Origin of the sequence: Micromonospora sp. NPDC047527, from assembly GCF_040643015.1 — a bacterium.
Lineage (GTDB): Bacteria > Actinomycetota > Actinomycetes > Mycobacteriales > Micromonosporaceae > Micromonospora.
Genome location: NZ_JBEYTK010000008.1, coordinates 133365 through 157195, shown reverse-complemented (window position 1 = coordinate 157195; position 23831 = coordinate 133365). Strand labels below are relative to the sequence as shown.

At 72.6% G+C, this 23831-nt stretch carries 24 protein-coding genes; 10 read left to right on the top strand and 14 right to left on the bottom strand.

The window, feature by feature from the left end; genetic code table 11:
* Positions 1–5: 5 nt before the first annotated feature.
* The 3 genes from ABZ808_RS26435 to rsmD all read right to left on the bottom strand — a co-directional run bounded on the left by ABZ808_RS26435 (position 6) and on the right by rsmD (position 1809).
* On the bottom strand, positions 6–503 hold the full coding sequence (locus ABZ808_RS26435; RefSeq protein WP_089017300.1) for a hypothetical protein: 498 nt from the start codon (positions 501–503) through the stop codon (positions 6–8).
* A 263-nt stretch (positions 504–766) separates the two neighbouring features.
* The gene (coaD, locus tag ABZ808_RS26430) at positions 767–1249 is read right to left on the bottom strand and encodes a pantetheine-phosphate adenylyltransferase (RefSeq protein WP_357011487.1); all 483 of its coding nucleotides are present in this window, start codon (positions 1247–1249) and stop codon (positions 767–769) included.
* Positions 1246–1809, bottom strand: coding sequence for a 16S rRNA (guanine(966)-N(2))-methyltransferase RsmD (gene rsmD, locus ABZ808_RS26425; protein ID WP_357011485.1), 564 nt, complete (start codon positions 1807–1809; stop codon positions 1246–1248). The genes coaD and rsmD overlap by 4 nt, the downstream gene beginning before the upstream one ends.
* Before the next feature lie 306 nt (positions 1810–2115).
* Between rsmD and ABZ808_RS26420 the strand changes: the two genes are divergently transcribed.
* Positions 2116–3624: a cell wall anchor protein gene (locus ABZ808_RS26420; protein WP_357011483.1), complete on the top strand. Its 1509-nt coding sequence runs from the start codon at positions 2116–2118 to the stop codon at positions 3622–3624.
* 323 nt (positions 3625–3947) lie between these two features.
* Positions 3948–4976, top strand: a complete 1029-nt coding sequence (locus ABZ808_RS26415; RefSeq protein WP_357011481.1) for an LPXTG cell wall anchor domain-containing protein — start codon at positions 3948–3950, stop codon at positions 4974–4976.
* A 318-nt stretch (positions 4977–5294) separates the two neighbouring features.
* Here ABZ808_RS26415 and recG read toward each other — a convergent pair whose 3' ends face one another.
* Both recG and ABZ808_RS26405 read right to left on the bottom strand, forming a co-directional pair.
* On the bottom strand, positions 5295–7493 hold the full coding sequence (gene recG / locus ABZ808_RS26410; protein WP_357011479.1) for an ATP-dependent DNA helicase RecG: 2199 nt from the start codon (positions 7491–7493) through the stop codon (positions 5295–5297).
* Entirely contained in the window at positions 7490–9103 is a 1614-nt protein-coding gene (locus tag ABZ808_RS26405) for a DAK2 domain-containing protein (RefSeq protein ID WP_357011477.1), read from the bottom strand. The genes recG and ABZ808_RS26405 overlap by 4 nt, the downstream gene beginning before the upstream one ends.
* Before the next feature lie 281 nt (positions 9104–9384).
* Between ABZ808_RS26405 and rpmB the strand changes: the two genes are divergently transcribed.
* On the top strand, positions 9385–9576 hold the full coding sequence (rpmB, locus tag ABZ808_RS26400) for a 50S ribosomal protein L28 (RefSeq protein WP_007456456.1): 192 nt from the start codon (positions 9385–9387) through the stop codon (positions 9574–9576).
* A gap of 103 nt (positions 9577–9679) precedes the next feature.
* On the opposite strand, the gene ABZ808_RS26395 is transcribed toward rpmB, so the two are convergent.
* Both ABZ808_RS26395 and ABZ808_RS26390 read right to left on the bottom strand, forming a co-directional pair.
* Entirely contained in the window at positions 9680–10141 is a 462-nt protein-coding gene (locus tag ABZ808_RS26395; RefSeq protein ID WP_357011475.1) for a GNAT family N-acetyltransferase, read from the bottom strand.
* A gap of 29 nt (positions 10142–10170) precedes the next feature.
* Entirely contained in the window at positions 10171–11160 is a 990-nt protein-coding gene (locus ABZ808_RS26390) for a thiamine-phosphate kinase (RefSeq protein ID WP_357011473.1), read from the bottom strand.
* A 96-nt stretch (positions 11161–11256) separates the two neighbouring features.
* Between ABZ808_RS26390 and ABZ808_RS26385 the strand changes: the two genes are divergently transcribed.
* The gene (locus ABZ808_RS26385; RefSeq protein ID WP_357011471.1) at positions 11257–11490 is read left to right on the top strand and encodes an Lrp/AsnC ligand binding domain-containing protein; all 234 of its coding nucleotides are present in this window, start codon (positions 11257–11259) and stop codon (positions 11488–11490) included.
* The gene (locus ABZ808_RS26380; protein ID WP_357011469.1) at positions 11491–12183 is read left to right on the top strand and encodes a DUF3515 family protein; all 693 of its coding nucleotides are present in this window, start codon (positions 11491–11493) and stop codon (positions 12181–12183) included.
* A 158-nt stretch (positions 12184–12341) separates the two neighbouring features.
* On the opposite strand, the gene ABZ808_RS26375 is transcribed toward ABZ808_RS26380, so the two are convergent.
* Together ABZ808_RS26375 and ABZ808_RS26370 are read right to left on the bottom strand one after the other, a co-directional pair.
* The gene (locus tag ABZ808_RS26375; RefSeq protein ID WP_357011467.1) at positions 12342–13442 is read right to left on the bottom strand and encodes a D-alanine--D-alanine ligase family protein; all 1101 of its coding nucleotides are present in this window, start codon (positions 13440–13442) and stop codon (positions 12342–12344) included.
* A 162-nt stretch (positions 13443–13604) separates the two neighbouring features.
* Positions 13605–13823, bottom strand: coding sequence for a hypothetical protein (locus ABZ808_RS26370; protein ID WP_357011465.1), 219 nt, complete (start codon positions 13821–13823; stop codon positions 13605–13607).
* A gap of 277 nt (positions 13824–14100) precedes the next feature.
* Here ABZ808_RS26370 and ABZ808_RS26365 point away from each other — a divergent pair, with 277 nt between their 5' ends.
* Positions 14101–14946, top strand: coding sequence for a helix-turn-helix transcriptional regulator (locus ABZ808_RS26365; RefSeq protein ID WP_357011463.1), 846 nt, complete (start codon positions 14101–14103; stop codon positions 14944–14946).
* 5 nt (positions 14947–14951) lie between these two features.
* Complete coding sequence (locus ABZ808_RS26360) at positions 14952–15152, top strand: DUF397 domain-containing protein (protein ID WP_357011461.1); 201 nt, start codon at positions 14952–14954, stop codon at positions 15150–15152.
* A 174-nt stretch (positions 15153–15326) separates the two neighbouring features.
* On the opposite strand, the gene ABZ808_RS26355 is transcribed toward ABZ808_RS26360, so the two are convergent.
* The 5 genes from ABZ808_RS26355 to ABZ808_RS26335 form a co-directional block, all read right to left on the bottom strand.
* Complete coding sequence (locus ABZ808_RS26355; RefSeq protein ID WP_357011459.1) at positions 15327–16376, bottom strand: ROK family protein; 1050 nt, start codon at positions 16374–16376, stop codon at positions 15327–15329.
* Between the two features lie 394 nt (positions 16377–16770).
* Positions 16771–17559, bottom strand: coding sequence for a putative protein N(5)-glutamine methyltransferase (locus ABZ808_RS26350; RefSeq protein WP_357011457.1), 789 nt, complete (start codon positions 17557–17559; stop codon positions 16771–16773).
* A 34-nt stretch (positions 17560–17593) separates the two neighbouring features.
* Complete coding sequence (locus tag ABZ808_RS26345) at positions 17594–18697, bottom strand: cystathionine gamma-lyase (protein WP_357011455.1); 1104 nt, start codon at positions 18695–18697, stop codon at positions 17594–17596.
* A gap of 7 nt (positions 18698–18704) precedes the next feature.
* Positions 18705–19712, bottom strand: a complete 1008-nt coding sequence (locus ABZ808_RS26340) for an NAD(P)H-dependent glycerol-3-phosphate dehydrogenase (protein ID WP_357011453.1) — start codon at positions 19710–19712, stop codon at positions 18705–18707.
* Entirely contained in the window at positions 19709–20449 is a 741-nt protein-coding gene (locus tag ABZ808_RS26335) for a lysophospholipid acyltransferase family protein (protein ID WP_357011451.1), read from the bottom strand. The genes ABZ808_RS26340 and ABZ808_RS26335 overlap by 4 nt, the downstream gene beginning before the upstream one ends.
* A 126-nt stretch (positions 20450–20575) precedes the next feature.
* On the opposite strand from ABZ808_RS26335, the gene cofC reads away from it, so the two are divergent.
* Genes cofC through ABZ808_RS26320 form a run of 3 tightly spaced genes read left to right on the top strand, consistent with a single transcriptional unit; the run spans position 20576 to position 23831 of the window.
* Entirely contained in the window at positions 20576–21223 is a 648-nt protein-coding gene (gene cofC / locus ABZ808_RS26330; protein WP_357011449.1) for a 2-phospho-L-lactate guanylyltransferase, read from the top strand.
* Positions 21224–21245: 22 nt separating this feature from the next.
* Positions 21246–21443 (top strand): cold-shock protein, encoded by a 198-nt coding sequence (locus tag ABZ808_RS26325; RefSeq protein ID WP_151489789.1) that lies wholly within the window; start codon positions 21246–21248, stop codon positions 21441–21443.
* Positions 21444–21497: 54 nt separating this feature from the next.
* Entirely contained in the window at positions 21498–23831 is a 2334-nt protein-coding gene (locus ABZ808_RS26320; protein WP_357011447.1) for an RNA degradosome polyphosphate kinase, read from the top strand.

Sequence of the window (23831 nt, the reverse complement as noted above, 5' to 3'; positions counted from 1 at the left end):
GCCGCTCAGAAGGGTAGCGGGCGTTCCGCCTCATCCCCACCGAAGGTGCCGATCTCTCGTAGTGCGTGCATCTTGTCCCGGCCACGCTCTATCGAAGCGAGCGCCCGGGTGAGGAACTGCTCGAAGTTGGCGAGCGCCGTGTCGACGTAGTCGTCGACCTCCTCGCGCAGGCGCTGCGCCTCGGCCCGGGCCTCGGCGATGATCCGGGCACCCTCGTGCTCGGCCGACACGGTGATTTCGTTCACGGAGACCAGGCGGGCGTGTTCTGCCTCACCCTCGCTGATGATCCGGTCCGCCTCGCGCTTTCCCGCTTCCATGATCTTGTCGCGCTCGTCGAGGAGCGCGGCGGCGCGACGCAGGTCGGCGGGGAGTTCGGCGCGCATCTCGTCGAGAGCGGCGATCATCTCGCCCCGGTCGACCATGCAGTTGTTGCGCGACATCGGGACGGAGCGGGCCTGCTCCACCATGGCGATCAGTTCGTCGATGCGATCGAGCGGGTCCACCGGTACCTCACTCCTGTCGTTCGTCGGCCGACGTCCATGATGCGGGCTACGGCCGGTTCCCCGCTCCACCAATCATGTCCTGCCCGCCCCACCCACGCCCCATCCACCCCAACCCGGCGCGTCGCGCCGCCATCGCGTTCCGCAACGCCCCCGGCCCCCAATCCCGGCGATCTTGCACTTTCTGCCTCGACAATTGCCGCAAAAATGCACGATCCGACGACCGCAACTGCAAGATCGCGGGGGCGGTGGGGGCGGGTTCGGGGCTAGGGGTGGGGGGTTAGGCGAGTTTGGAGAGCTTCTCGAACCAGGTCGGGGACGTGGGCCGAGATGTCGCCGCCCCACTTGGCCACGTCCTTGACGAGGCTGGAGGAGAGGAAGGAGTAGAGCGGGTTGGTGGGCATGAAGAGCGTCTCGACGCCGGCCAGCCCGATGTTCATCTGGGCCATCTGGAGCTCGTAGTCGAAGTCGCTGACTGCCCGCAGACCCTTGATCAACACGCTTGCCTGCTGGGCCCGACAGAAGTCGACAAGCAGCCCCCGAAACGACTCGACCCGCACGTTGCCGTACGAGGAGGTCACCTCGCGGAGCATCTCGATCCGCTCCTCGACGGTGAACAGGCCGCTCTTCGACTGGTTCACCAGCACGCCGACGATCACCTCGTCGAAGAGCCGACTGGCCCGTCCGACGATGTCGAGGTGACCGTTGGTCACCGGGTCGAACGAGCCAGGACACACCGCGCGTCTCATGATCGGCGACCGTACCAAAGCGTGGTCTCGCCGTAACGACGACTACGCCCGGGGGTGATCCCGTCCACCCAGTCGAACTGCCTGGTGCGACTGGACCGCTCCACCACCACGAGCGCGTCCGGCGCCAACCAGCCGCCGTCGACCAGCGCGGTCAGCAACGCGGTGATCTCCGCATCCGGCACGGCGTACGGCGGGTCGGCGAAGACCACGTCGTACGGGCCGCCGTCCGGACCGGCCGCCAGCACCGTCGCCACCTTGCCGGAGACCAGCCGGACGGCCGGGCCGGCGCGCAGGGTCGCCACGTTCTCCCGGATCACCCGGGCCGCCCGCGCGTCGGACTCGACCAACAGGACATGCCGGGCACCCCGGGAGAGCGCCTCCAGCCCGACCGCGCCGGAACCGGCGTACAGGTCGGCGAAGCGCGCCCCGTCGAGATCGACCTCGGCCTGGACGGCGCTGAAGAGCGCCTCCCGGACGCGGTCCGAAGTGGGTCGGGTGCCGGCGCCGGGGGGCGCGGCGATCCGCCGGCCGCCGAGTGTCCCGGCCACGATCCGGGTCACCGCCTCCTCCTGCTCATGGCCCCGACGCTACGCGACCCGCCGGGACCGGCAACCGACACGGTAGGTATCGACACGACGATCACGTGATCACTTCTCGTATATCAATGATCTCAAATTCATATCATCAGCCTTAGTGAATCCTGAGGCCTGTATCACTCGCGGCGATCTCGCTAGGGTCTGCCGGGTGCCGGCGGCAACCCACCGGCCCACGGCATCGGGAGGACGCTTCACCGTCCGGACGTGCAGCGACCGTCCACAGTCCCTCCCCTGCCACACCCCTGACGCTTCAGCACTCCAGGAGTACCCGTGATCCGTCCCAAGCTGTCGCTACGGCGACCGCTGGCCGTCCTGGGAGCCGCCCTCATCGGCCTCACCGGGGTCGTCGCGGTAGCCACCCCGGCCAGCGCCCACCACACCACCATCAGCGCCACCGCGAGCTGTGACCAGCTCAGCGGCGAGCGCGTGATCACGTGGAAGGTGCAGAACAGCGAGCGCGACAAGGCCGTGACGCTCAAGAGGGTGACCGCGCAGCCGTCGACCGAGGTCACCGTGCCGGTGGAGGGCGCCAAGGCGGTCCCGCTCCAGGGCTTCGTCATCCCCAAGGGTGGCACCGTCCTGGCCGTGCAGCGAGTGCCGGGCGACACCGCCACCGCCAAGCTGACGGTGTTCGGCAAGTGGAAGAAGAACGGCAAGGAAGCCACCAACGAGGGCAGCGTCAACCTCGCCGCCGACAAGTCCTGCACGCCGGCCCCGAAGTGCGTCGACGCCAGCAAGGCCAAGTACAGCCACACCTTCGACGGCCCGAAGGGCACCGCCACCGTCAAGCTCGACGGTGACCTGCCGCTGTGCGGCGAGGGCAAGCAGTGGTTCACGCTGGTGTCGTACTTCGCGCCGCGGCCGCAGTTCGCCACCCCGCAGTACGTGTACGGCACGCCGGACAGCGACTGGATCGGCGGCACCCAGACCGAGATCGAGCTGAACGTCGAGATCCCGGACTGCCACACCCAGGTCGACCTGATCTGGGGTGACGGCGAGCAGGTCATCGACCCGCTGGTCGAGGGCGGCAAGCGGTACGACAACAAGAAGCTCGGCTCGCCGGGCGCGCCGGGCAACCGGTCCAAGGGCGTGCAGGGCTGGTACAACGGCGGCGACAAGAGCTGCACCACTCCGGCGTCGACCTTCGCGTCCAACTGCGACGGATCGGTGGCCGTCTCGCTGAGCAACGACGGCAAGATCAGCAAGTACCCGGTCGAGTTCGAGGTCAAGGGCGAGGACGGCTGGTCCAAGAAGGTCTCCGTCGAGGCCGGCAAGGCCGACAACAGCATCGTGGTGCCGGCTGCCAACGCCGGCAAGATCGAGGTGCTGGTCGACGGCAAGGTGGTCGAGAACGGCACGTACTCGTGGCAGCGCCCCGAGGACTGCCCCCTGCCGGCCGTCACCACCGAGGCCGACTGCAAGAACTTCGCGCTCACCGTGACCAACCCCGAGGGTGGTCTCCCGGTGAAGGCCACCTTCACCTACGGCGACAAGACCGAGACCCGTACGGTGGCCGCCGGCGGCTCGGAGAAGGTGACCTTCAAGGCCGGTAAGGCCGAGTCGGCGCTCGTCACCCTGCCGGACCTGGAGCTGGAGCTGGAAGCCATCTACACGCCGGAGGAAGACTGCGGCGGCGGTGGCGGTGGCGGCGACGAGCCGGGCCTCCCGGTCACCGGTGCGGCGGCCGGCGGCATCGCCGCCGGTGCGATCGCCCTGCTGATCGCGGGCGCGGTGCTCTTCGTCATCGCGCGGCGGCGTCGGGTGACCTTCACCGCCTGACCTGTTCGGCCCCACGGGCGCGCCGGCCACCCGGCCGGCGTGTCCGTGGGGGTCCCGGTCCACTGCGGATCGCCACCACGTGGATCCAGCAGTGACCAGAACAACACCCACCGCTCATCAATGATCACGAATCAGCCAAGTTGCCTAACGGCAATGATCTGAACTCCCCTCATTCATGAGTCGTCAGTACAGTCACCCTCTGTTCCCGTCTCGCACGGGAGCAGAACCACGTCGCGCGACACCCCAGTGAGCAGACGACCCACCCGGTCGTTCGGCCTCCCGGCCTCCCGCACGTGATCCGTACACCCTTACCAGGAGCCTGCGTGAACCCTCCCAAGTCTCCGTTCCGGCGCATCGCGGCCATCGTCGCGGGCGCGCTGATCGGCCTCACCGGTGCAGCGACTTTCGCCACCCCGGCGCTCGCGCACCACACGACCGTCTCCGGCACCGCCTGCAAGACGGACACGAAGGGCGTGTACCGCGTTGAGTGGAAGGTGGTGAACAGCGAGCGCGACCTCCCCGGCACCATCACCAAGGTGTGGTCCCCGTCCGGCACCGCCATCACCGGCATCGCGGCGGGCACCAACCTGCCGAAGCCGTCCGAGGGCAACGTGACCGGCGTGCAGTACACCACCAAGGGTGCGGCGCTCGAGGTGAAGATCACCGCCGAGTGGCTGCGCAACGGGCGGCTGCACACCAACACCGCCATCGGCAAAGCCAATGTGAAGAAGAACTGCACCACGCCGCCGACGGCCACCCCGACGCCGACGACGCCCACGGCGTCGCCGACCGTGACGCCGAGCGCCGAGCCTTCCAGCCCGGCGCCGACGACCCCCGTCCCGACCAGCCCGGTCCCGACCGAGCCGGTTCCGACCAGCCCGGTTCCGACCGAGCCGGTCCCGACCAGCCCGGTGCCGACCCCGCAGCCGAGCGAGCCGACCGGCCCGCTGGTGCCGGAGGAGCCCGACGCCCCGGTGTTCGAGATCGTCTTCGACTGTGACGTGCTGGTCATCACCGCCGACAACCCGGCGGACGGCGTCACCGAGACCGTCCTGCTCACCTCGGAGAAGAACGTCGTCAAGAAGCTCGAACTGATCCCGGGCAAGAAGACCGAGGTCTCCTTCGACGCGTACGAGGGTCTGACCGTCACGCCCAGCATCGAGGGCGAGGAGGGCGACCCGGCCGAGGCCGTGAAGTGGGTCAAGCCGACCGACTGCGGCGGCGAGGGTGGCGGCCTGCCGCTCACCGGCACGAACACCACCCTGATCGCTGGCGGTGCCATCGTGCTCCTGGCCGCCGGTGCGGGCCTGTTCGTGATGGCGCGTCGTCGCCGGCTCCGCTTCACCGTCTGAACCGAACCGCGCTGAACCCGAGGGCGTGTCGACCACCCGGTCGACGCGCCCTCGGGCGTTTCCGGCTCGGCCGCGGTCCCCCGCCTCCAGATCGCGGTCACCGCAGTGACCGGCGGCGACACCGGGGACAGGTCATCACGCGTCCTTTGCTCTGCTTACCCCCACGCAACAGTCGCCGTCCGGCATGCGGACGGCGACTGTTGCGTACGTTGAAGCAGAGCAAAGGACGGGCGGAGGTGCCCGCCGCCCGGCGGCCGTGACGATCGGCCCCCAAGCCGTTCGAGGGGCGCGAAAGGGGCGGCCAGCGGTAGCAGGCGGTCAGCCCTTTTCCAGGTACTCCGCGCGGTCCTCGTCGACCAGGGCCGCGACCGACGCGGCAAGCGCCGGGTTGCGGGTCAGCTCCGGGTCCTCCTCGATGAGGACAATCGCCTCGGCGCGGGCGTCGCGGATCAGGTCGGCGTCGCGTCGCAGGGACAGCAGCCGCAGGTGTGAGCGGTGCCCCGACTGGGTGGCGCCCAGCACGTCACCTTCGCGGCGCTGCTCCAGATCAAGCTCGGCGAGCTTGAAACCGTCGCTGGTGGACGCGACCGCGTCCAGCCGTTCCCGCGCCGACGACCCCTCGGCGGCCTCGCTGACCAGCAGGCAGAGCCCGGCGGCGGAACCCCGGCCGACCCGGCCCCGCAGCTGGTGCAGTTGCGAGACACCGAACCGGTCGGCGTCCAGCACGATCATCACGGTCGCGTTCGGCACGTCCACACCGACCTCGATGACGGTGGTCGCCACCAGCACGTCCAGGTCACCGGCGGCGAAGGAGCGCATCACCGCGTCCTTCTCGTCGGCCGGCAGACGGCCGTGCAGCACGCCGATCCGTAGCCCGTGCAGCGGCCCCTCGGCCAGCAGCGGGGCCACCTCGGTCACGGCGAGGGGCGGGCGGCGCCCGTTGTCGTCGACCGGCGGCGGCTCCTCGTCGCTGACCGGCCCTTCGCCGATCCGCGGGCACACCACGTACGCCTGGTGACCGGCGGCCACCTCCTCGCGCAGCCGGCGCCACGCCCGGTCCAGGAAGGCCGGCTTCTCGGCGGCCGGCACCACGTGCGAGGCGATCGGTGACCGGCCCCGGGGCAGCTGCGAGAGGGTGGACACCTCCAGGTCGCCGTAGACGGTCATCGCGACCGTGCGCGGGATCGGGGTGGCCGTCATCACCAGCACGTGCGGCGGCTGGGCGGCCTTGGCCCGCAACGCGTCGCGCTGCTCCACACCGAACCGGTGCTGCTCGTCGACCACCACCAGACCCAGGTCGGCGAAGTCCACCCCCTCGTAGAGCAGGGCGTGGGTGCCGAGCACGATGCCGGCGTTGCCGCTGGCCACCTCGCCGAGCGCCCGACGCCGGGCCGCCGCGCCCAGCGAGCCGGTCACCAACTCGACCTGGGTGGCGTGCTCGGCGGAATCCAGCTCGCCGGCCCGCCCCAACGGCCCGAGCAGGTCGCGCATGCCCCGGTAGTGCTGCGCGGCCAGCACCTCGGTGGGCGCCAGCAGCGCCGCCTGCCCGCCCGCGTCCACCACCTGAAGCATCGCCCGCAACGCCACCACCGTCTTGCCCGAGCCCACCTCACCCTGCAACAGACGGTGCATCGGATGCGGGGCCGCCAGGTCCGTGGCGATCTCCACGCCGACGTCGCGCTGCCCGCCGGTCAGCTCGTACGGCAGCCGGGCGTCGAACGCGTCCAGCAGCCCACCAGCGCGTGCCGGACGGGGACGGGCCGGCCAGTCGGCGGCGCGGTGCTTGCGCTGCACCAGCGTCAACTGGACGGCGAACGCCTCATCCCACTTGAGCCGCCGCCGCGCCCGGTACAGCTCCTCCTTGCTGGACGGCCGGTGGATCTCCCGCAGGGCGGTGCCCAGGCCGACCAGGTTGCGGCTGGCCCGCACGGTGGCCGGCAGCGGATCCTCCGGCGGGGTGAACGTGTCCAGGACGACGCGCACGCAGCGGGCGATCACCCAGGTCGGGACGGCGGCGGCGGCCGGGTAGACGGGGATCAGCGCACCGGCGAACTCCTCGATCTCGTCGCTGACCGCCGCCTCGCCCTCGCCGCCCTCGCCGAGCAGGACGTACTCCGGGCCGTTGAGCTGCCGTTTCCCCCGGAACTCGGTGACCTTGCCGGCGAACAGCCCCCACCGGCCCGGACGCAACTCCCGCTCGCGCCACGCCTGGTTGCCGAAGAAGGTAAGCGTCAGCAGACCACCGGAGCCGTCGCCGACGGTCACCTCCAGCAGGTTGCCCCGGCGCTGGCGCATCGGGCGGACGGCGGTGCGCTGCACCTGCGCCAGCACGGTGACCTGCTCGCCGACGTCCAGGGAGCGGATGTCGGTGTGCTCGCCGCGCTCGTCGTAGCGACGCGGGAAGTGGTAGACGAGGTCACCCGCGGTGTGCAGGTCGAGCTGGGCGGCCAGGGCCTTGGCCGTCTTGTCGCCGACGAGCTTCTTCAGCGGAGTGTCCACCGTGGCCGGCTCACTCATTCGACCCCCACCAGGAGCGGATAGAACGGCTGGCCGCCCGGGTATGCCTGCACCTCGACGAACGGCCAGCGCCGCGCGACGTGCGCGCGGACGGCGTCGGTGAGCCCGGCGGGCGCGTCCACCCCGGCCAGCAGGGTGACCAGCTCCCCACCGCCGCCGAGCATCTGGTCGACGACCGCCGCGCAGGTGTCGGTCAGGTCGGTGCCGATCAGGTGCACCTCCCCCTCGACGAGCGCCAGCACGTCCCCGGGGCGGCACGGGCCGGCGACGGTCAACGCGTCGCGGCTGGCGTGGCAGATCTCGGCGTAGCGGCAGGCGCCCGCCGCCTCGGCCATCGCGATCACGTCGTCCTCGAAGCGGCGGGTGCCGTCGCGGACCGCGAGGGCCGCGAGGGCCTGCACCGGCGAGCGGGTCGGCACCACGCTCACCTTGATGCCGTAGCGGTCTGCCTCGCGGGCCGCCGCGCTCGCCACCGCCCCGGTGCTCGGGTCGTTGGGCAGCACCACCACCCGGGCCGCACCGGTGCTGCGCACCGCGTCCAGCAGCTCGCCGATGGACGGGTTACCCGGCACCACGGTGGCACCCTCGGTGGCGAACAGGTCGGCGATCCCCACGCCGGTGGCGACCACCACGGCGGCCCGGCCGTCCTCGACCGGGCCGTGGGACGGCCCCGGCTGGTCGGCGAAGCGGGTCACCGAGATCCGGTACGGGCGACCGGCGGTGACACCCGCCTCGACGGCCGCGCCCACATCGTTGACGTGCACGTGCACGTTCCAGGTGGCTTCCGGCTCGCGCCCGTCGCCGACCACCACCAGCGAATCCCCCAGCGCGGCCAGCGCCCGGCGCAGCACGGCCACCGCGTCGGCCCGTGCGTCGAGCAGGTACTGCACCTCGTAGGCGTACTCCTCGGAGCCGGTCTCCCGTGCGACGACGGCGGCCGGGCGGGCGGTGCGCGGTGCCGGCGCGGGCCGGGCGGCGCTCTCCCCGGTGAGCACCTCGACGAGGGCGTCGAGCAGGACGCAGAAGCCCCGGCCGCCCGCGTCGACCACGCCGGCGCGGGCCAGGGCCGGCAACTGCTCCGGGGTGCGTTCCAGCGCCTCGGCCGCCGACCGCGCCGCGAGCCGGGCCACCGTGGGCAGGTCGTCGCTGTCGGACCGTTCGGCTGCGGCGGCTGCCGCGGCGACCACGGTGAGCAGGGTGCCCTCCACGGGCTGACCGACCGCCGCGTACGCGGCGGAGGTCGCGGACCGCAGCGCGACGGCCAGGTCCCGGCCGCGCACCGCCGGCACCGCGGCGACGGCGTCGGCGAAGCCGCGCAGGATCTGCGAGAGGATGACCCCGGAGTTGCCCCGCGCGCCGAGCAGTGCTCCCTGGGCCATCAGCCGCAACGCGTGCCCGTGCGCGGTCGGGCCGCTGTCGGGAAGGGTGTCCAGGTCCATCGAGAGGGCCTGCTGGGCCGAGGTGAGGGTGAGCACCAGGTTGGTGCCGGTGTCACCGTCGGGCACCGGGTAGACGTTGAGCTGGTCGATCTCGCCCTGGTGGCGCTTGAGCGCGGCCAGCCCGCTCGCGCACCAGCGGCGGACCGCGGCGGCGTCGAGGGTGTCCAGCACGGCCCGAAGCCTACTGGCGCGCACCGACACGCGTCGGACTCGCCGGGCGTGTCCGTTCGACCCCGGGCCGGTGGTGCTCCGGGCCGGGGTGACCCCCTCCGGTACGGTTGCCGCCGGGCCGGTCCGCCACCAGGCGGTCGGACCCACCGCCAGGCCAGGCCGCGGACGACCGCCCGGCCGGGCCGGTTGGCCGGGTCGGCGGGTCATCGGGTAACCTGACCAGGTTGCCCGGGCAGCACCTGCCGGCGACCTCATGAACGTTTCAATCCCAGGAGTATCCCGTGGCTAGCGTGTGCGACGTCTGTGGCAAGGGACCGGGCTTCGGCCACAACGTGTCCCACTCGCACCGGCGGACCAACCGCCGCTGGAACCCGAACATCCAGTCGGTGCGTACCCCGGCCGGTGGCGGCAACACCAAGAAGTTGCAGGTCTGCACCTCGTGCATCAAGGCCGGCAAGGTCACCCGCGCCTGACGCGGCGGCACCCACTCTTCTCGTTCGGCTCAGCCGGCGGACCTCTGCGGTCCGCCGGCTCTGTCGTGTCCGCACCCGGGTCGGCACGGGCCGGCTCGGCTGCTCAGAGCACGCGGCCGAAGGACACACAGCCCTCCGCGTCCTTGTAGAAGCCGAAGTTCGGGATCCGGTCGTAGCCGGCTGACGTGTACATGGCGATCGCCTCGGGCTGCCGGTCCCCACACTCCAGGACCATCCGCTTGCGGCCCTGCTCACGGGCCGAACGCTCGACGGCCGCGAGCACCGTCCGCGCGACGCCGCGTCCACGGGCCGCCGGGGCGGTGTACATCCGCTTCAACTCCGCGGTGTCCGGGCCGTGGCTGCGCCAGCCGCCGCAGCCGACCGGCTCGCCGCCCAGGTAGGCGATGAGGAACGCGCCGTCCGGCGGCTCGAACTCGGTGGCGGCCACCGGGGTGTCGTCGCCGGTGCCCCCGTAGCGGGCCCCGAGGTCGGCCAGCGCGTCCCGGATCAACTGCTGCGCCACCGGCGCGTCGAACCGCGCCAGCCGGATCTCGATCTCACTCACGGTGTCCAGCGTACGGCCGGCGCGGGACCTCACCGGAAGTGGTCCCAGCCCCTCGGCCCGTCGTAGGACGCCCCGTCGACCGTGACCCCGGCACCGGCCGTGACCAGGCCGATCGGCCGCCATTCCGGCGGCAACGCCACCGCCGGGGGGAAGGTCGCGGCCAGCGCGTGATCCTCGCCACCGGCCAGGATCCAGGTGTACGGGTCGACGCCGAGCGCCCGCGCGGCATCGGCCATCTGCCGGGGCACCTCGAACGCGTCCCGGCGCACATCGATCGCCACCCCGCTGGCCCTGGCCACGTGCCCCACGTCGGCGAGCAACCCGTCCGACACGTCGATCATCGAGGTGGCGCCGAGCAGGGCGCCCTGCGGCCCGGCCGCGTACGGCACCTGCGGTTGCCGGTACGCCTCGACCAGCAGTCGGGGCGTCCGGAAGCCGCGGGTGAGCACGGTCAGCCCGGCCGCCGCGTACCCGATGCGGCCGGCCAGGGCCAGCACGTCCCCGGGGCGGGCCCCGGAGCGCACCACCGGCGCTCGGCCGCCGAGGTCACCCAGCGCGGTCACCGCGATGGTCAGGGTGGGGCTGGCCGACATGTCCCCGCCGACCACGCTCGCGCCGACCGTGGCCGCCTCGGCGGCCAGCCCGTCGGCCAGGCCCTCCGCCCAACTCGTCTCCAGATCCGCCGGCATGCAGAGGGCGACCAGCAGGGCGGTCGGGGTGGCGCCCATCGCCGCGATGTCGGCCAGGTTGGCCGCCGCCGCCCGATGGCCGACGTCGCGCGCCGAGCACCAGTCCCGCCGGAAGTGCCGGCCGTCGACCAGCACGTCCGTGGAGGCCGCCACCCGGCCGTCCGGTGCGGCCACCACCGCCGCGTCGTCCCCGGGGCCGAGCAGGGTCGTGGGGCCCATCGCCAACCGGGCGGTGACCCGCCCGATCAGCCCGAACTCGCCGATCCCGGCCACACTGGCCCCACCGCCGGCGTTCCGCCCGTTCTGCCCGGCACCGCCGTGCTCGCTCACCGCTGCTCCTTGACCACCGATAGGGATCAGACCTGGTCCGTAAGGTAGTTTCACCCTTCGGGCCGCCCCTGGGCGGCGACGGACGGAGGTCGAGTCGTGGTACAGGCGTACATCCTCATCCAGACCGAGGTCGGCCGCGCACGTGACGTGGCGGGTTTCATCGCGGACATCGCCGGCGTGGTACGCGTCGACGCCGTCACCGGCCCGTACGACGTGGTCGTCCTCACCGAGGCGAACACCGTCGACGAGCTCGGCAAACTCATCGTCAGCAAGGTGCAGATGGTGCCCGGCATCACGCGCACCCTCACGTGTTCGGTGGTGCGGCTGTAAGTGGACGAGATGACGACCTCCTCGGCTGATCTCGACGACGACGGGACGCGCGACGCGGCCGACGGGACGCCCGAGCGGGCTGACGGTAACCGCGGGACCGGCGACCCGACTGCCGACGCGCCGGCCGGGCGTGATCGGACCATCCGGGGCGCCGCTCTGCTGGCCACGGCGATCGCGTTGCCGATCACGCTGCTGGTGGCCGTGCTGGCCTTCACGAAGCTCACCCCGGCCACGCCGGCCGCCGCCCCGAGCCCGTCCCCGACCACCGCCCGGGTGCAGTCCACCACCCCGGTCGAGATGGCCGCCCCGGCGCTGGCCACCCGCCCGGCCACGGTCTGCCGTGCGCTGCTCTCCCAGCTGCCGCAGACCATCCGCGACCTGGCCCAGCGTCCGGTCACCGCCGGCCCGGAGCAGAACGCCGCGTACGGCGACCCGGCGCTCACCGTGGCCTGCGGGGGCGCCGAGCCGACGATCCCGGCCACCGACGAGGTCTGGACGGTCAACGGGGTCTGCTGGCATCCCGTCGAGCAGGCAGACGCGACGGTGCTCACCACCGTCGACCGGGAGACGCCGGTGGCGGTACGCGTCCCGCGCTCCTACGAGCAGCCGCTGCAGTGGGCCGCGCCGATCTCCAGCACGATCGTGGCTACGGTGCCCTCCGGCGGGGCGATCCCGGCCGGCTGCCGGCGCTGACCCTGACCGCGCCGCCGGCTGGGCGATCCGCCCCGGCCGGAGCCGCTCGTGACGCCCACCGGCCGTGGCCGCTCGTGACGCCCGCCGTCCCGGGGCGCTCGTGATGCCCGTTGTCCCGGGCCGCTCGCTCATGACGCCCGCCGGGCGGCGGGGTGGCGTCAGTGCAGACCGACGCCGCGCCGCTGGGCGGTGCGGATCAGGCGGTTGACCAGCTTCGGGTACTCCAGGCCGGAGGCCGCCCACATCCGCGGGAACATCGACGTCGGCGTGAACCCGGGCATCGTGTTGATCTCGTTGAGGTAGACGTCCAGCTCGGGGGTGACGAAGAAGTCGGCCCGGGCCAGGCCGGCGCAGTCCAGGGCGGTGAACGCGCGGACCGCGTACTCCTGCACCTGGCGGGTCACCTTCTCCGGCAGACCAGCCGGGATGTCGTACTCGCAGGAGTCGTCGAGGTACTTCGCCTCGAAGTCGTAGAAGTCGTGGCCAGCGACGACCCGTACCTCGGCCAGCACGGACGCCTCGGGCGCACCGCCGGCCTCACCCTCCAGCACGCCGCACTCGATCTCGCGGCCGACGATCCCGGCCTCGATGATGACCTTCGGGTCGAACTGCCGAGCGGTGGCGACCGCCTCGTCCAGTCGCGCCCAGTCGGTGACCCGGGTGATGCCGAACGACGACCCGGCGCGGGACGGCTTGACGAAGACGGGCAGGCCGAGCCGCTCCTTGTCCTGCTCGCTGAGCGTCATCCCGTTGCGCAGCACCGCGTACGGGCCGACCGGGATGCCCTCGGCCGCGCAGAGCTTCTTGGTGAACTCCTTGTCCATGGCGGCGGCGGAGGCGAACACGTTCGCACCGACGTACGGGATGCCGGCCATCTCCAGCATTCCCTGGATGGTGCCGTCCTCGCCGTACGCGCCGTGCAGCACCGGGAAGACCACGTCCACGTCGGCCAGCGCCCGGGGGCCCTCGGTCGGGTCGAGCACCATCAGCCCGTTGCCGGTGGGGTCGGCTCGCAGCACGATGTCGTCGCCGGAGTCGGCGGTGATCTCCGGCAACTGCCGGGCGCTGATCGCGAGTTGGGCGGGATCTCCGCTGGTCAGAACCCATTGGCCGGCGCGGGTGATGCCCACCGGCACCACCTCGTACTCGTCCGGGTCGAGGGCGGCGAACACGCTGCCGGCGCTGACGCAGGAGATGCCGTGCTCCGGGCTACGGCCGCCGAAGACGATCGCCACGCGGGTCTTGCCTGGGGTGGTCACTCCGGTCACCTCTTCGTACGCGACTGCGGCTGGCCGTGCTCGCCGATGGCGCTCACCCGGTTGACCTTACTGTGCGTGGCGGTAGGGCGAGGCGATACCCGGTGAGCCACGGCGCGACACGGCATTCGGTCAACAGAGGCTATACGGTGCGTGACGGGATGGTCAGTCCCGGGCGTGGCGGCGGCCGACCGCGATCACCTTGACCCGCTGCCGGCCGGCCCGCACCATGCCCAGGGCCATGAACGCCCCGGCGATGCGGTCGGCGGCCTCGCGGCTGCTGGCACCGACCACCTGCCGGCGCCGCTCCGGGACGGTGCGCTCGTTGCGGTCGATGCCCTCGACGGGACGCACGTCGGTGAGCACGACCAGGAATCGGGTCATCGTCGGCCGTCCGGGGGAACGGCGGGGCACTCCGGACCGGTACGCACGTCGTCTCCTTCCGGCGGACCGAAATGGCGGCGGCACGCGGCGATCGGGTACGGGGGAGAAACCCGATCGCCGCGCGCCCTTATCCCCTCCGGTCGCTCACCACCACCGTCGCCACGACAACCGGCGGTGAGGACGTGATGACAGCCTGACACGTACACAGCCATGAATGCAACTCTCATCGGCGATATCTCATGCACACGTTCCCGCAAATGTGTGCGACCATCGATGCATGGCTCCGAAGACCGCTCGCGCCCGCCGGCTCGGCATCGCCCTGCGCCACCACCGGGAAGCCGCCGGGCTGACCCTGGAGACAGCCGCGGATGAAATCAACAGCACCCGCAGCACCCTCTCCCGATACGAGAACGCCCAGACACTGATCAGCCCGGCCACCGTGCGCGCCCTGCTCACCTCGTACGGGGTGGGCGCCGACGAGGTGGCCGCGGCGGTGCAGCTCGCCAAGGACGCCCGCAAACCGGGCTGGTGGGTGTCGTACTCGTACGTGCTGGACCCGCGCACCATCGACTTCATCGCCCTGGAGGCGGAGGCCACCGCCATCGCCAACTTCGAGCCGTCGGTGGTGCCCGGCCTGCTGCAGACGGCCGACTATGTCCGCGGGGTGATGCGCGGCGGGCCGCACACCCTCGGCGACGACATGGTGGAGCAGCGGGTCAAGGCCCGGCTCGACCGCCAGCAGCGCCTCACCGCCGACGACCCACCCATCTTCGACGCCATCATCGACGAGGGCGCGCTGCTGCGCCCGGTCGGCGACCAGTCAGTGATGGACGGACAACTGCGGCACCTGGTCAAGATGGCCGAGCTGCCCAACATCACCGTCCAGGTGATCCCGCTCTCCGCCGGCTACCACCGGGGCACCCGGGGCTCGCTGCACATCCTGGAGTTCGCCGACCCGGAGGACCCGATCATTGCCTCGGTGGAGACCGTCGCCGGTCAGATGATCCTCGACCGGGCAGGCGAGACTCGTACCTGCACCAAGATCATGGAGCATCTGCGGAGCGTGGCGCTCAGCCCCGCCGACAGCCGCGAACAGCTCCTGTCACTCCTGAAGGGACGGTAGGAACCATGACACCGACAATCCACGCGGCGCTGGCCGCGGCGACATGGCACAAGAGCAGCCGCAGCGGCGACGAGGGCGCCTGCGTGGAGGTCGCCTCGATCCCACGACTGGTGGCCGTTCGCGACTCCAAGGACCCGGCCGGCCCGGCCCTGCTGTTCCCGCCGACGGCCTGGGCCGCCTTCTCCCAGGCCCCACCCCGCCGCTGACCACTCTCTCGACCTCGGGCCCGGCGCGCCACTGACCCCGCCGGGCCCACGGCGTGTCCACAGCCGACCGCCGGCAACAGCCAGCGGCCCGGGCGACAGCGGCGGGCGAGCCGCAGCGGCGGGCCGGGCAGCGGCGGGGCGGCGGGCGGGCCGGGCAGCGGCAGCCGACCAGCGTCAGGCGACCAGCGGGCGGGGCTCCGGCACGGCGCGCAGCGCCTCCAGCGCGGCGATCGCCACGCCACGGGCGCCTGCCATGTCCCGGTCCGGCACCAGGGCGAACGTGGTCAGCGCCGCCTGCTCCTGCCGGAGCACGGTGTGCTCGCGGACCGTCGCCAGGAACCAGTCCCGGAACTCCGGCGCCGCCTCCACCACGCCGCCGCCCACGAAGTAGGCGTGCGGGTCGGTGAAGTTGGCCGCCACGGTGAACAGGCGGCCCAGCGCCATCGCCTGCTGGGTGAACAGGTCCCGGGCCAGCGCGTCGCCCCGCTCGCCGTAGCCCCGGACCAGCTTCGCCGCCCGGGCCACCGGCTCGGCGGCGAGCGGGTGGTCGGGATAACGGGTCAGCCAGTACGGCAGGAGGTTGCGCTCGATGCCGGTCAGCGACGCGACGCTCTCGACGTCGCCGGTGAAGCCGCAGGCGCAGGTCGGCTCGGGCTGCTCCGGGCCGAGCAGCCCGTTCAACGGGATGTGCACGTGGCCCAGTTCGCCGGCCATCCCAGCGGCGCCGGCGATCACCCGACCGGCCTCGACCACTCCACCGCCGAGCCCGGTGCCGACGATCGCGGCGACCGACGACCTGGTCATCGCCTCGTCGCCGAAGTACACGTGGTGGGCGTAGAGCGCGGCGGCGTTGCCGTCGTTGTGGTAGATCACCGGCAGGCCGAGCCGCCGCTCCAGCGCGCCCCGCACGTCGAAGCCGCGCCACGCGGGCTGGGAGAAGTTGGTCGAGCCCCGCGACGAGATGACCCCGGTGGCGCTCGCCGGACCGGGGGTGTCCAGGCCGACGGCGCGGACCAGCTCGCGCGGCACACCCGTGTGGGCCAGCGCACCGTCCAGCGCGCGGGCCAGCGCCTCGATCGCCGCCTCCGGCCCGGCGCGCACCTCGCTGGGGATCTCCAGCAGCCCGTCCACCAGGAACCGGCCGTCCACCGTCAGCACGGTGGCGTTGTTGCTGGTGCCTCCGTTGTCCAGGCCGACGACCACCGGCATCCCTGCGCTGCCCACCGAAACCGCCTCCCGCTGTCCTGGGTGTGAGCCGAGGCTAGTGCCAACCCCGCTTCCCCCGCCATGCCGGCCACCTCAGGAGACGTGCAAGCCCCGACATTCGCGGGCAGCGGGCGTTATGTCACGGCGCCTTCGCGGGTGCCCAGGTCGCTGTCGCGCCCCCTTTGCTCTGCTTCACCCCACGCAACACAAACGGTCCCAGAGTGTTGCGCCGGTTGAAGCAGAGCAAAGGGGGCGAGACATGGGGTACGGGCGGCCCCGGTGTCCGGCGAGGCGAGGCCAGGCCAAGCCAGGCCAAGCCAGGCCAAGCCAGTGCGGGCCAGGCCGGTGCGATGGGCTGCGGGACGGCAGGCCCGGGCGCGCAGGGTGGTGGTGAGCGATCAGGCGGGCGGGCTCAACCGGGACGGCGGGCGGTCAACGCGGTGGCGTCCAGGTCCTCGTCGTGCCGCACGTTCGGCTCCAGCCCGACCGCGCCGAGGGCCGCGCAGAGCGCGTCCACCTGACCGAGGCTGACCTCCACCACCAGGTGCCCGCCGGGTGCCAGCCATCCGGCTGCGCCGGCGGCCACCCGGCGCAGCACGGCGAGCCCGTCCGGCCCGCCGTCGAGCGCCACCGGCGCCTCGTGCAGCCGCGCCTCGGCGGGCATCAGCGCCACCGCGTCGGTCGGCACGTACGGGGCGTTGGCGACCACCAGGTCCAGCTGGCCCCGCCAGCGCGGCGGCAACGGCGCGAACAGGTCGCCCTCGAACACCTCGGCGGCCAGCCCGGCGAGGTTGCGTCGGGCGCACGCCACGGCGGCCGGGTCGATGTCGGCGGCGGCCAGCCAACGCGGCGCGAGCCGGCGCGCCAGCGCGACAGTGGTGGCCCCGGAGCCGCAGCACAGATCGACCACGGCCGGCGCCGCGCCGGTCACGGTGGCCGCCGCCTCGACCAGCAGGGCTGTCCGGCCACGCGGCACGAAGACGCCCGCGTCGACGGCGATCCGCAGACCGCAGAACTCCGCCCAGCCGAGCAGGTGTTCCAGTGGTTCGCCGGCCACCCGGCGGTCGGTCAGTTCCGCCAACACGGCGGGGGACTCGGCGGCGGCGAGCAGCAGTTCGGCCTCGTCCTCGGCGTAGACGCAGCCGGCGGCGCGCAACCGGCTCACGAGGGCGGACCGGTCGGCGGGAAGTGCTGGTGTCATGGGAGATCCTCCGGGAAACGTCCGGCGCTCCCACTCAGCCCAGCGCGGCGGCGATGTCGGCCACCAGGTCGGCCGTGTCCTCCACACCGCAGGAGAGCCGGACGAAGCCGGGCGAGGTGTCGTCGCCCCACTGCGCCCGCCGGTCGGCGGTGGTGTGCAGGCCACCGAAGGAGGTGGCAGCCGCCACCAGCCGGGCGGCGGCGATGAAGCGACCCACCCGGTCGGCGTCGCCCAGGTCGAACGAGACCACGCCGGGCATGCGGCGCATCTGCGCCGACGCCACCGGATACGCGGGGTCCTCCGGCCGCCCCGGCCAGCGCAGGCCTGTCACGTCCGGCCGGCCGGCCAGCAGCTCGGTGACCGCTGCGGCGTTCGCGCTCTGCCGGGCCAGCCGCAGGTCGAGGGTGCCCAGCGACCGGTGTGCCAGCCAGGCGTCGAACGCCCCCGGCACCGCGCCGGTGACCGTACGCCAGGCCGTCACCGCCTCCACCAGCTCGGCGGACCGGCTGGCCAGGTAGCCCAGCAGCAGGTCGGAGTGGCCGGTGAGCGCCTTGGTGCCGGACGCGACCACCAGGTCGGCGCCGAGGTCCAGCGGGCGCTGACCGAGCGGGGTGGCGGTGGTGTTGTCCACCGCGAGCAGCGCGCCGGCGGCGTGTGCACGCTCGGCCAGGGCGGTCACGTCGACCACGTCCAGGCCGGGGTTGGCCGGGGTCTCCACCAGCACCAGGCGGACGCCCTGAAGCGACGGGTACGGCCCGACGGTCGGCACGAAGAGCACCCGGACACCGATCGTCTCCAGGACGTCGGTGGCGAACGCCCGGACGGGGAAGTATCCGTCGGCGGGCAGCACGACGGTGTCCCCCGGGCGCAGCAGGGTGAGCAGCAGGCCGGTGATGGCGGCCTGGCCGGTGGCGAAGACCCGGCAGTCACCGCCCTCCAACTCGCCCACCGCGGCTTCCAGCAGTCGCCGGGTCGGATTGTCGGGGCGGCCGTAGCCGTTCGGTGACGAGCCCTGGCCCTGCCACGGGTCGAGGTGGTACGGCGCGGCGAAGACCGGCCCCGGCAGGAACGGATCCCCCGGTGTCGGCTCGGGCAACCCCGCGCGTACGGAGCGGGTGCCGTCTCCCAGATCGGTCATCGGATCCTCACTCGTACGATTCGGGCTTGGCGGTCCGGCTCATCAGGGCCTCCACGGCCACCCGCGGGTCCATCCCCTCGTGGCAGATCCGCTCGACGTGCTCGGTGATCGGCATCTCCACGCCGTGCGCGCGGGCCAGGTCGCGGATCGCCAGGCAGCTCTTCACGCCCTCGGCGGTCTGCCGGGTCGCGGCCTGCGCCTGCTCCAGGGTCTCACCCCGGCCCAGGTGCTCGCCGAAGGTGCGGTTGCGGGCCAGCGGGGACGAGCAGGAGGCGACCAGGTCGCCCATGCCCGCCAGGCCGGCGAAGGTGATCGGGTCCGCGCCGAGCGCCACGCCCAGGCGGGCCGTCTCGGCCAGCCCGCGGGTCATCAACATGGCCCGGGTGTTGTCGCCGAAGCCCATCGCGGTGGCGATGCCGTACGACAGCGCGATGACGTTCTTGACCGCGCCGCCCAGCTCGCAGCCGATCACGTCGTCGTTGGTGTACGGACGCAGGTAGGGCGTCCGGATCGACGACTGCACGAGGGTGGTGCGGTGGGTGTTCGTCCCGGCGACCACCGTGGCGGCCGGCTGTTCGGCGGCGATCTCCGGGGCCAGGTTCGGGCCGGAGACCACCACCACCCGGTCTGCGGCGACCCCGGCGGTCTCGACGATGACCTCGCTCATCCGCTTGGTGGTGCCGAGTTCGATGCCCTTCATCAGCGACACCAGGGTGGCGTCCGGGTGCAGGTGCCCGGACCACTCGGCGAGGTTGCCGCGCAGTGTCTGCGCCGGCACGGCCAGCACCACCAGTTCGGCGCCGGTGATCGCCTCGACGGCGTCTGCGGTGGCGGTGACCCGGGCCGGCAGCAGCAGGTCCGGCAGGTACTCCGGGTTGCGACGCTCGGTGCGGATGCTCTGCGCCACCGGTGCGCGTCGTGCCCACACCGTGACGTCCCGCCCCGCGTCGGCGAGGATCTTGGCGAACGCGGTGCCCCAGGAGCCGGCACCGAGAACCGCGACGTGGCCGCTCACGCGACACCCCCCTGCTGCTGGCGCTCGGCGGAGGGCCGGACGGGTCGTTCCCACAACGGCGGCGGTGTTCCGCCCCGTATCTCGGCGAGCATGTCCCGCAGCCGCAACATGATGGCGTCCGTCATCTCTTCGAGGGTGGCCCGGTTCGGCTCGGCGCCCGCCCACCGGGCCAGGTCGACCGGTTCGCCGGCGACCACGGTAACCGGGATCCGGGGGCGGGGGTTCAGCCGGTTGGTCCGCGGGTCGAAGATCCGCTCCGGCCCCCACATCACCAGCGGCACCACGGGCGCACCGGTGGCCAGCGCCAGCCGGGCCGCGCCGGTCTTGGCCTTCATGGGCCACAGGTCGGGCTGTTTGGTGGTGGTGCCCTCCGGGTAGATCACGACCGCGCCGCCGTCGTCCAGTGCGGCGACCAGCGCGTCCAGCGAGCGCACCGCGTCCACGCTGCCCCGCTCGACCGGGATCTGCCGGCACCGGCGCAGGATCCAACCGACCAGCGGCACCCGGAACACGCTGGCCTTGCCCAGGTACTGCGGCCACCGGCCCGAGTCGTAGATGAAGTGCGCGGAGACCAGTGGGTCGGCGTGCGAGATGTGGTTCGCCACGATGATCACGCCGTCGCCGTCCCGGCCGAGGTGCTCGCCGCCCCGCCACGTCCGTCGGGTCCACACGAGCATCACCGGTTTGACCAGCACCACGGCGAACCGTTGCCAGAACCCCAGCCTCCGCCGTGACACTGTGCCTCCTCGTCGCGCCCCGAACCGCCACGGGTCCGGCCCACGACACCCGCAGCCGAAATCATGCCTGCTCGCCCCCGGTACGGCCAGGGAGGGTCCCGCCGCCCTGCTGGCAGGATTGCGGGCGTGAGTCAGCCGAGGTGGGCCGTGGTGGTGCCGGTGAAGCGTCTGTCGGCGGCCAAGAGCCGGCTGCGGGGCGCGCTGTCCGGCGTACCCCATGAGGAGCTGGCACTGGCGCTGGCGGCCGACACGCTCCGCGCGGTGCTGGCCTGCCCGGCGGTCGCCGAGGCCCTGGTGGTCACCGACGACGCCCGCGTGGCGGCGGCGGCCCGCGCCGCCGGGGCGCGGGTGCTTCCCGACCAGCCGGACGCCGGCCTGAACGCCGCCTTCCGGCACGGCGCGGCACACACCGGCAGCGGGTGGGTGGCCGGGCTCACCGCCGACCTGCCGGCGCTGCGCCCGGCTGAACTGGCCGGCGCGCTGCTCGCGGCCCGGACCGGCCACGACGGGGTACGCCGGTTCGTGGCGGACGCGCCCGGCACCGGCACGGTGCTGCTCGCCGCGCCACCTGGCGTTGATCTTGACCCACGGTTCGGAGTGGGCTCGGCGGTGGCGCACACGGCGAGCGGCGCCCTGCCGCTGACCGGCGACTGGCCCAGCCTGCGCCGGGACGTGGACACCGCCGACGACCTGGCCACCGCCGCACGGCTCGGCCTGGGGCCGCGCACCGCCGCGCTGCTGGCGGGCGGCTGCCGGGCGCGCTCCGCGAGCTGACCCCTGGGTGTACGGTGCCAGCATGCAGGGCACGGTGGCCAGCTATGACGCGGCGACACGCAGTGGGGTGCTGCTGCTCGACGACGGCACCGAGCTGCGTTTCCCCGCTCGGGCCTTCGACGCCTCCGGGCTGCGGCTGCTCCGGCTCGGTCAGCGCCTGCACATCGACACCGATCCCGACGGCGAGGTTGTCCGGGTGACATTGCCGACGATGATCTGAGCCGGCGAGGCCAAGTTCATTTTGCGTTAACCGGAATCGGGTGATTATGAGCGGGTGAGCACCCCTCGCGAGCACCCGACCAGCCCGTCCACCACCGATCCCCGCAACGGCACCCGCATCCGTGGCACCGACGGCCGCTTCGGCCCGTCGCGGGCCGAGCGGGCCGGCGCCGCCCGCGCGGACACTCTCGCCGACGATCCGGGCGCGGCCTCCTCCGGGCTCGACGAGGTCCTCGAATCCGCCGCCCCGCCCACCGAGACGGATGGCCCGGCGGCCGGCGCCGCCCTGACCGCCACCGGCGGGGAGGACGAACCCCCCGCTCCCCCGCTGCCGGAGGACCGGTTCCTCAACCGGGAGCTCTCCTGGCTCGACTTCAACGCCCGGGTGCTCACCCTCGGCGAGGACCCGCGCACCCCGCTGCTGGAGCGGGCCAAGTTCCTCGCCATCTTCGCCAGCAACCTCGACGAGTTCTACATGGTGCGGGTCGCCGGGCTGAAGCGGCGACTCTCCGCCGGTCTGCCGGTCCGTGGTGGGGACCGGCTGCCCCTGCGTACGCAGCTGGACCTGATCGCCGAGCGGGCCGCCGAGCTGGTCGCCCGGCACGCCGCCTGCTTCGTCGACGACGTGCTGCCCAAGCTGGCCGACGAGGGCATCCGCATCCTGCGCTGGGGCGAGCTGGGCGACCCGGAGCGGGAACGGCTGCGCACCTACTTCCGGGAGCACATCTTCCCGGTGCTGACCCCTCTCGCGGTCGACCCGGCACACCCGTTCCCGTACATCTCCGGGCGTTCGCTGAACCTCGCCGTCGCGGTCCGCGACCCGGACGGCGGTTCCGAGCTGTTCGCCCGGGTGAAGGTGCCCAACAACGTGCCCCGCTTCGTCCGGGTGGACCGGGACCAGCCGGGCGTACGGATGCTGCCGGTGGAGGACCTGATCTCGGTGCACCTGGGTCAGCTGTTCAGCGGCATGCAGGTGGTCGAGTGCCACCTGTTCCGGGTCACCCGCAACGCCGAGGTGGAGGTCGACGAGGACCGCGACGAGGACCTGCTCCAGGCGCTGGAACGGGAGCTGGCCCGTCGGCGTTTCGGCCCGCCCGTCCGATTGGAGGTCGCCGCGTCGATCTCCGACCACATGCTGGAGCTGCTCGTCCGTGAGCTGGACATGGACGACCAGGACGTGTTGCGGGTGCCCGGCCTGCTGGACCTCTCGGCGCTGTGGCAGGTGTACGGCGAGGCCGACCGCCCGGATCTGAAGGACCCGCCGTTCGTGCCGGCCACCCATCCGCGGCTCGCCGAGGGCGAGGTGCCGCGCAGCGTCTTCTCCACCCTGCGCGACGGGGACATCCTGGTGCACCACCCGTACCACTCGTTCGCGACAAGCGTGCAGCGCTTCATCGAGCAGGCCGCCGCCGATGAGAACGTGCTGGCCATCAAGCAGACCCTCTACCGCACCAGCGGTGACTCGCCGATCGTCGACGCGCTGGTTGACGCGGCGGCCGCCGGCAAGCAGGTGGTGGTGCTGGTGGAGGTGAAGGCCCGCTTCGACGAGGTGGCCAACATCGGTTGGGCGCGCACCCTGGAACGCGCCGGCTGCCACGTGGTGTACGGCCTGGTCGGCCTGAAGACGCACTGCAAGACGGCGCTGGTGGTCCGGCAGGAGGGCAACCAGATCCGTCGGTACTGCCACATCGGCACCGGCAACTACCACCCGAAGACCGCCCGGTTGTACGAGGACTTCGGCATGCTCACCGCCGACCCGGAGATCGGCGCGGACCTCACCGACCTGTTCAACGTGCTCACCGGGTACAGCCGGCAGACCGCGTACCGGCGGCTGCTGGTCGCCCCGCAGGGCATCCGCAGCGGCCTCATCGAGCGGATCGAGCGGGAGATCGCCCACGTCCGACTCGGCATGCCCGGCCTGGTCCAGTTCAAGGTCAACTCCTTGGTCGACGAGGGCATCACCGACGCGCTCTACCGGGCCTCCCGGGCCGGCGTCCACGTCGACCTGCTCATCCGGGGCATGTGCACGCTGCGTCCGGGGGTGCCGGGGCTGTCGGAGAACATCCGGGTCCGCTCGATCCTCGGCCGGTTCCTGGAGCACTCCCGGGTCTTCCGCTTCGGCAACAACGGCGAGGCCGAGTTCTGGATGGGCTCGGCGGACCTGATGCACCGCAACCTGGACCGTCGGGTGGAGGCGCTGGTGCAGGTGAGCGACCCGATCGCCCGCGCCGAACTGGACCACGTGCTGACCGCCGCGATGAGCCCGGACGTGGACGCGTTCGAACTGGCCGGCGACGGCACCTGGACCCGGCGCGCGGCCGACGACGAGGGGGCCCGGGTGCATCTACAGGAACTGTTGCTGCGACGCGTCGGTGGCACCGCCGGCTGA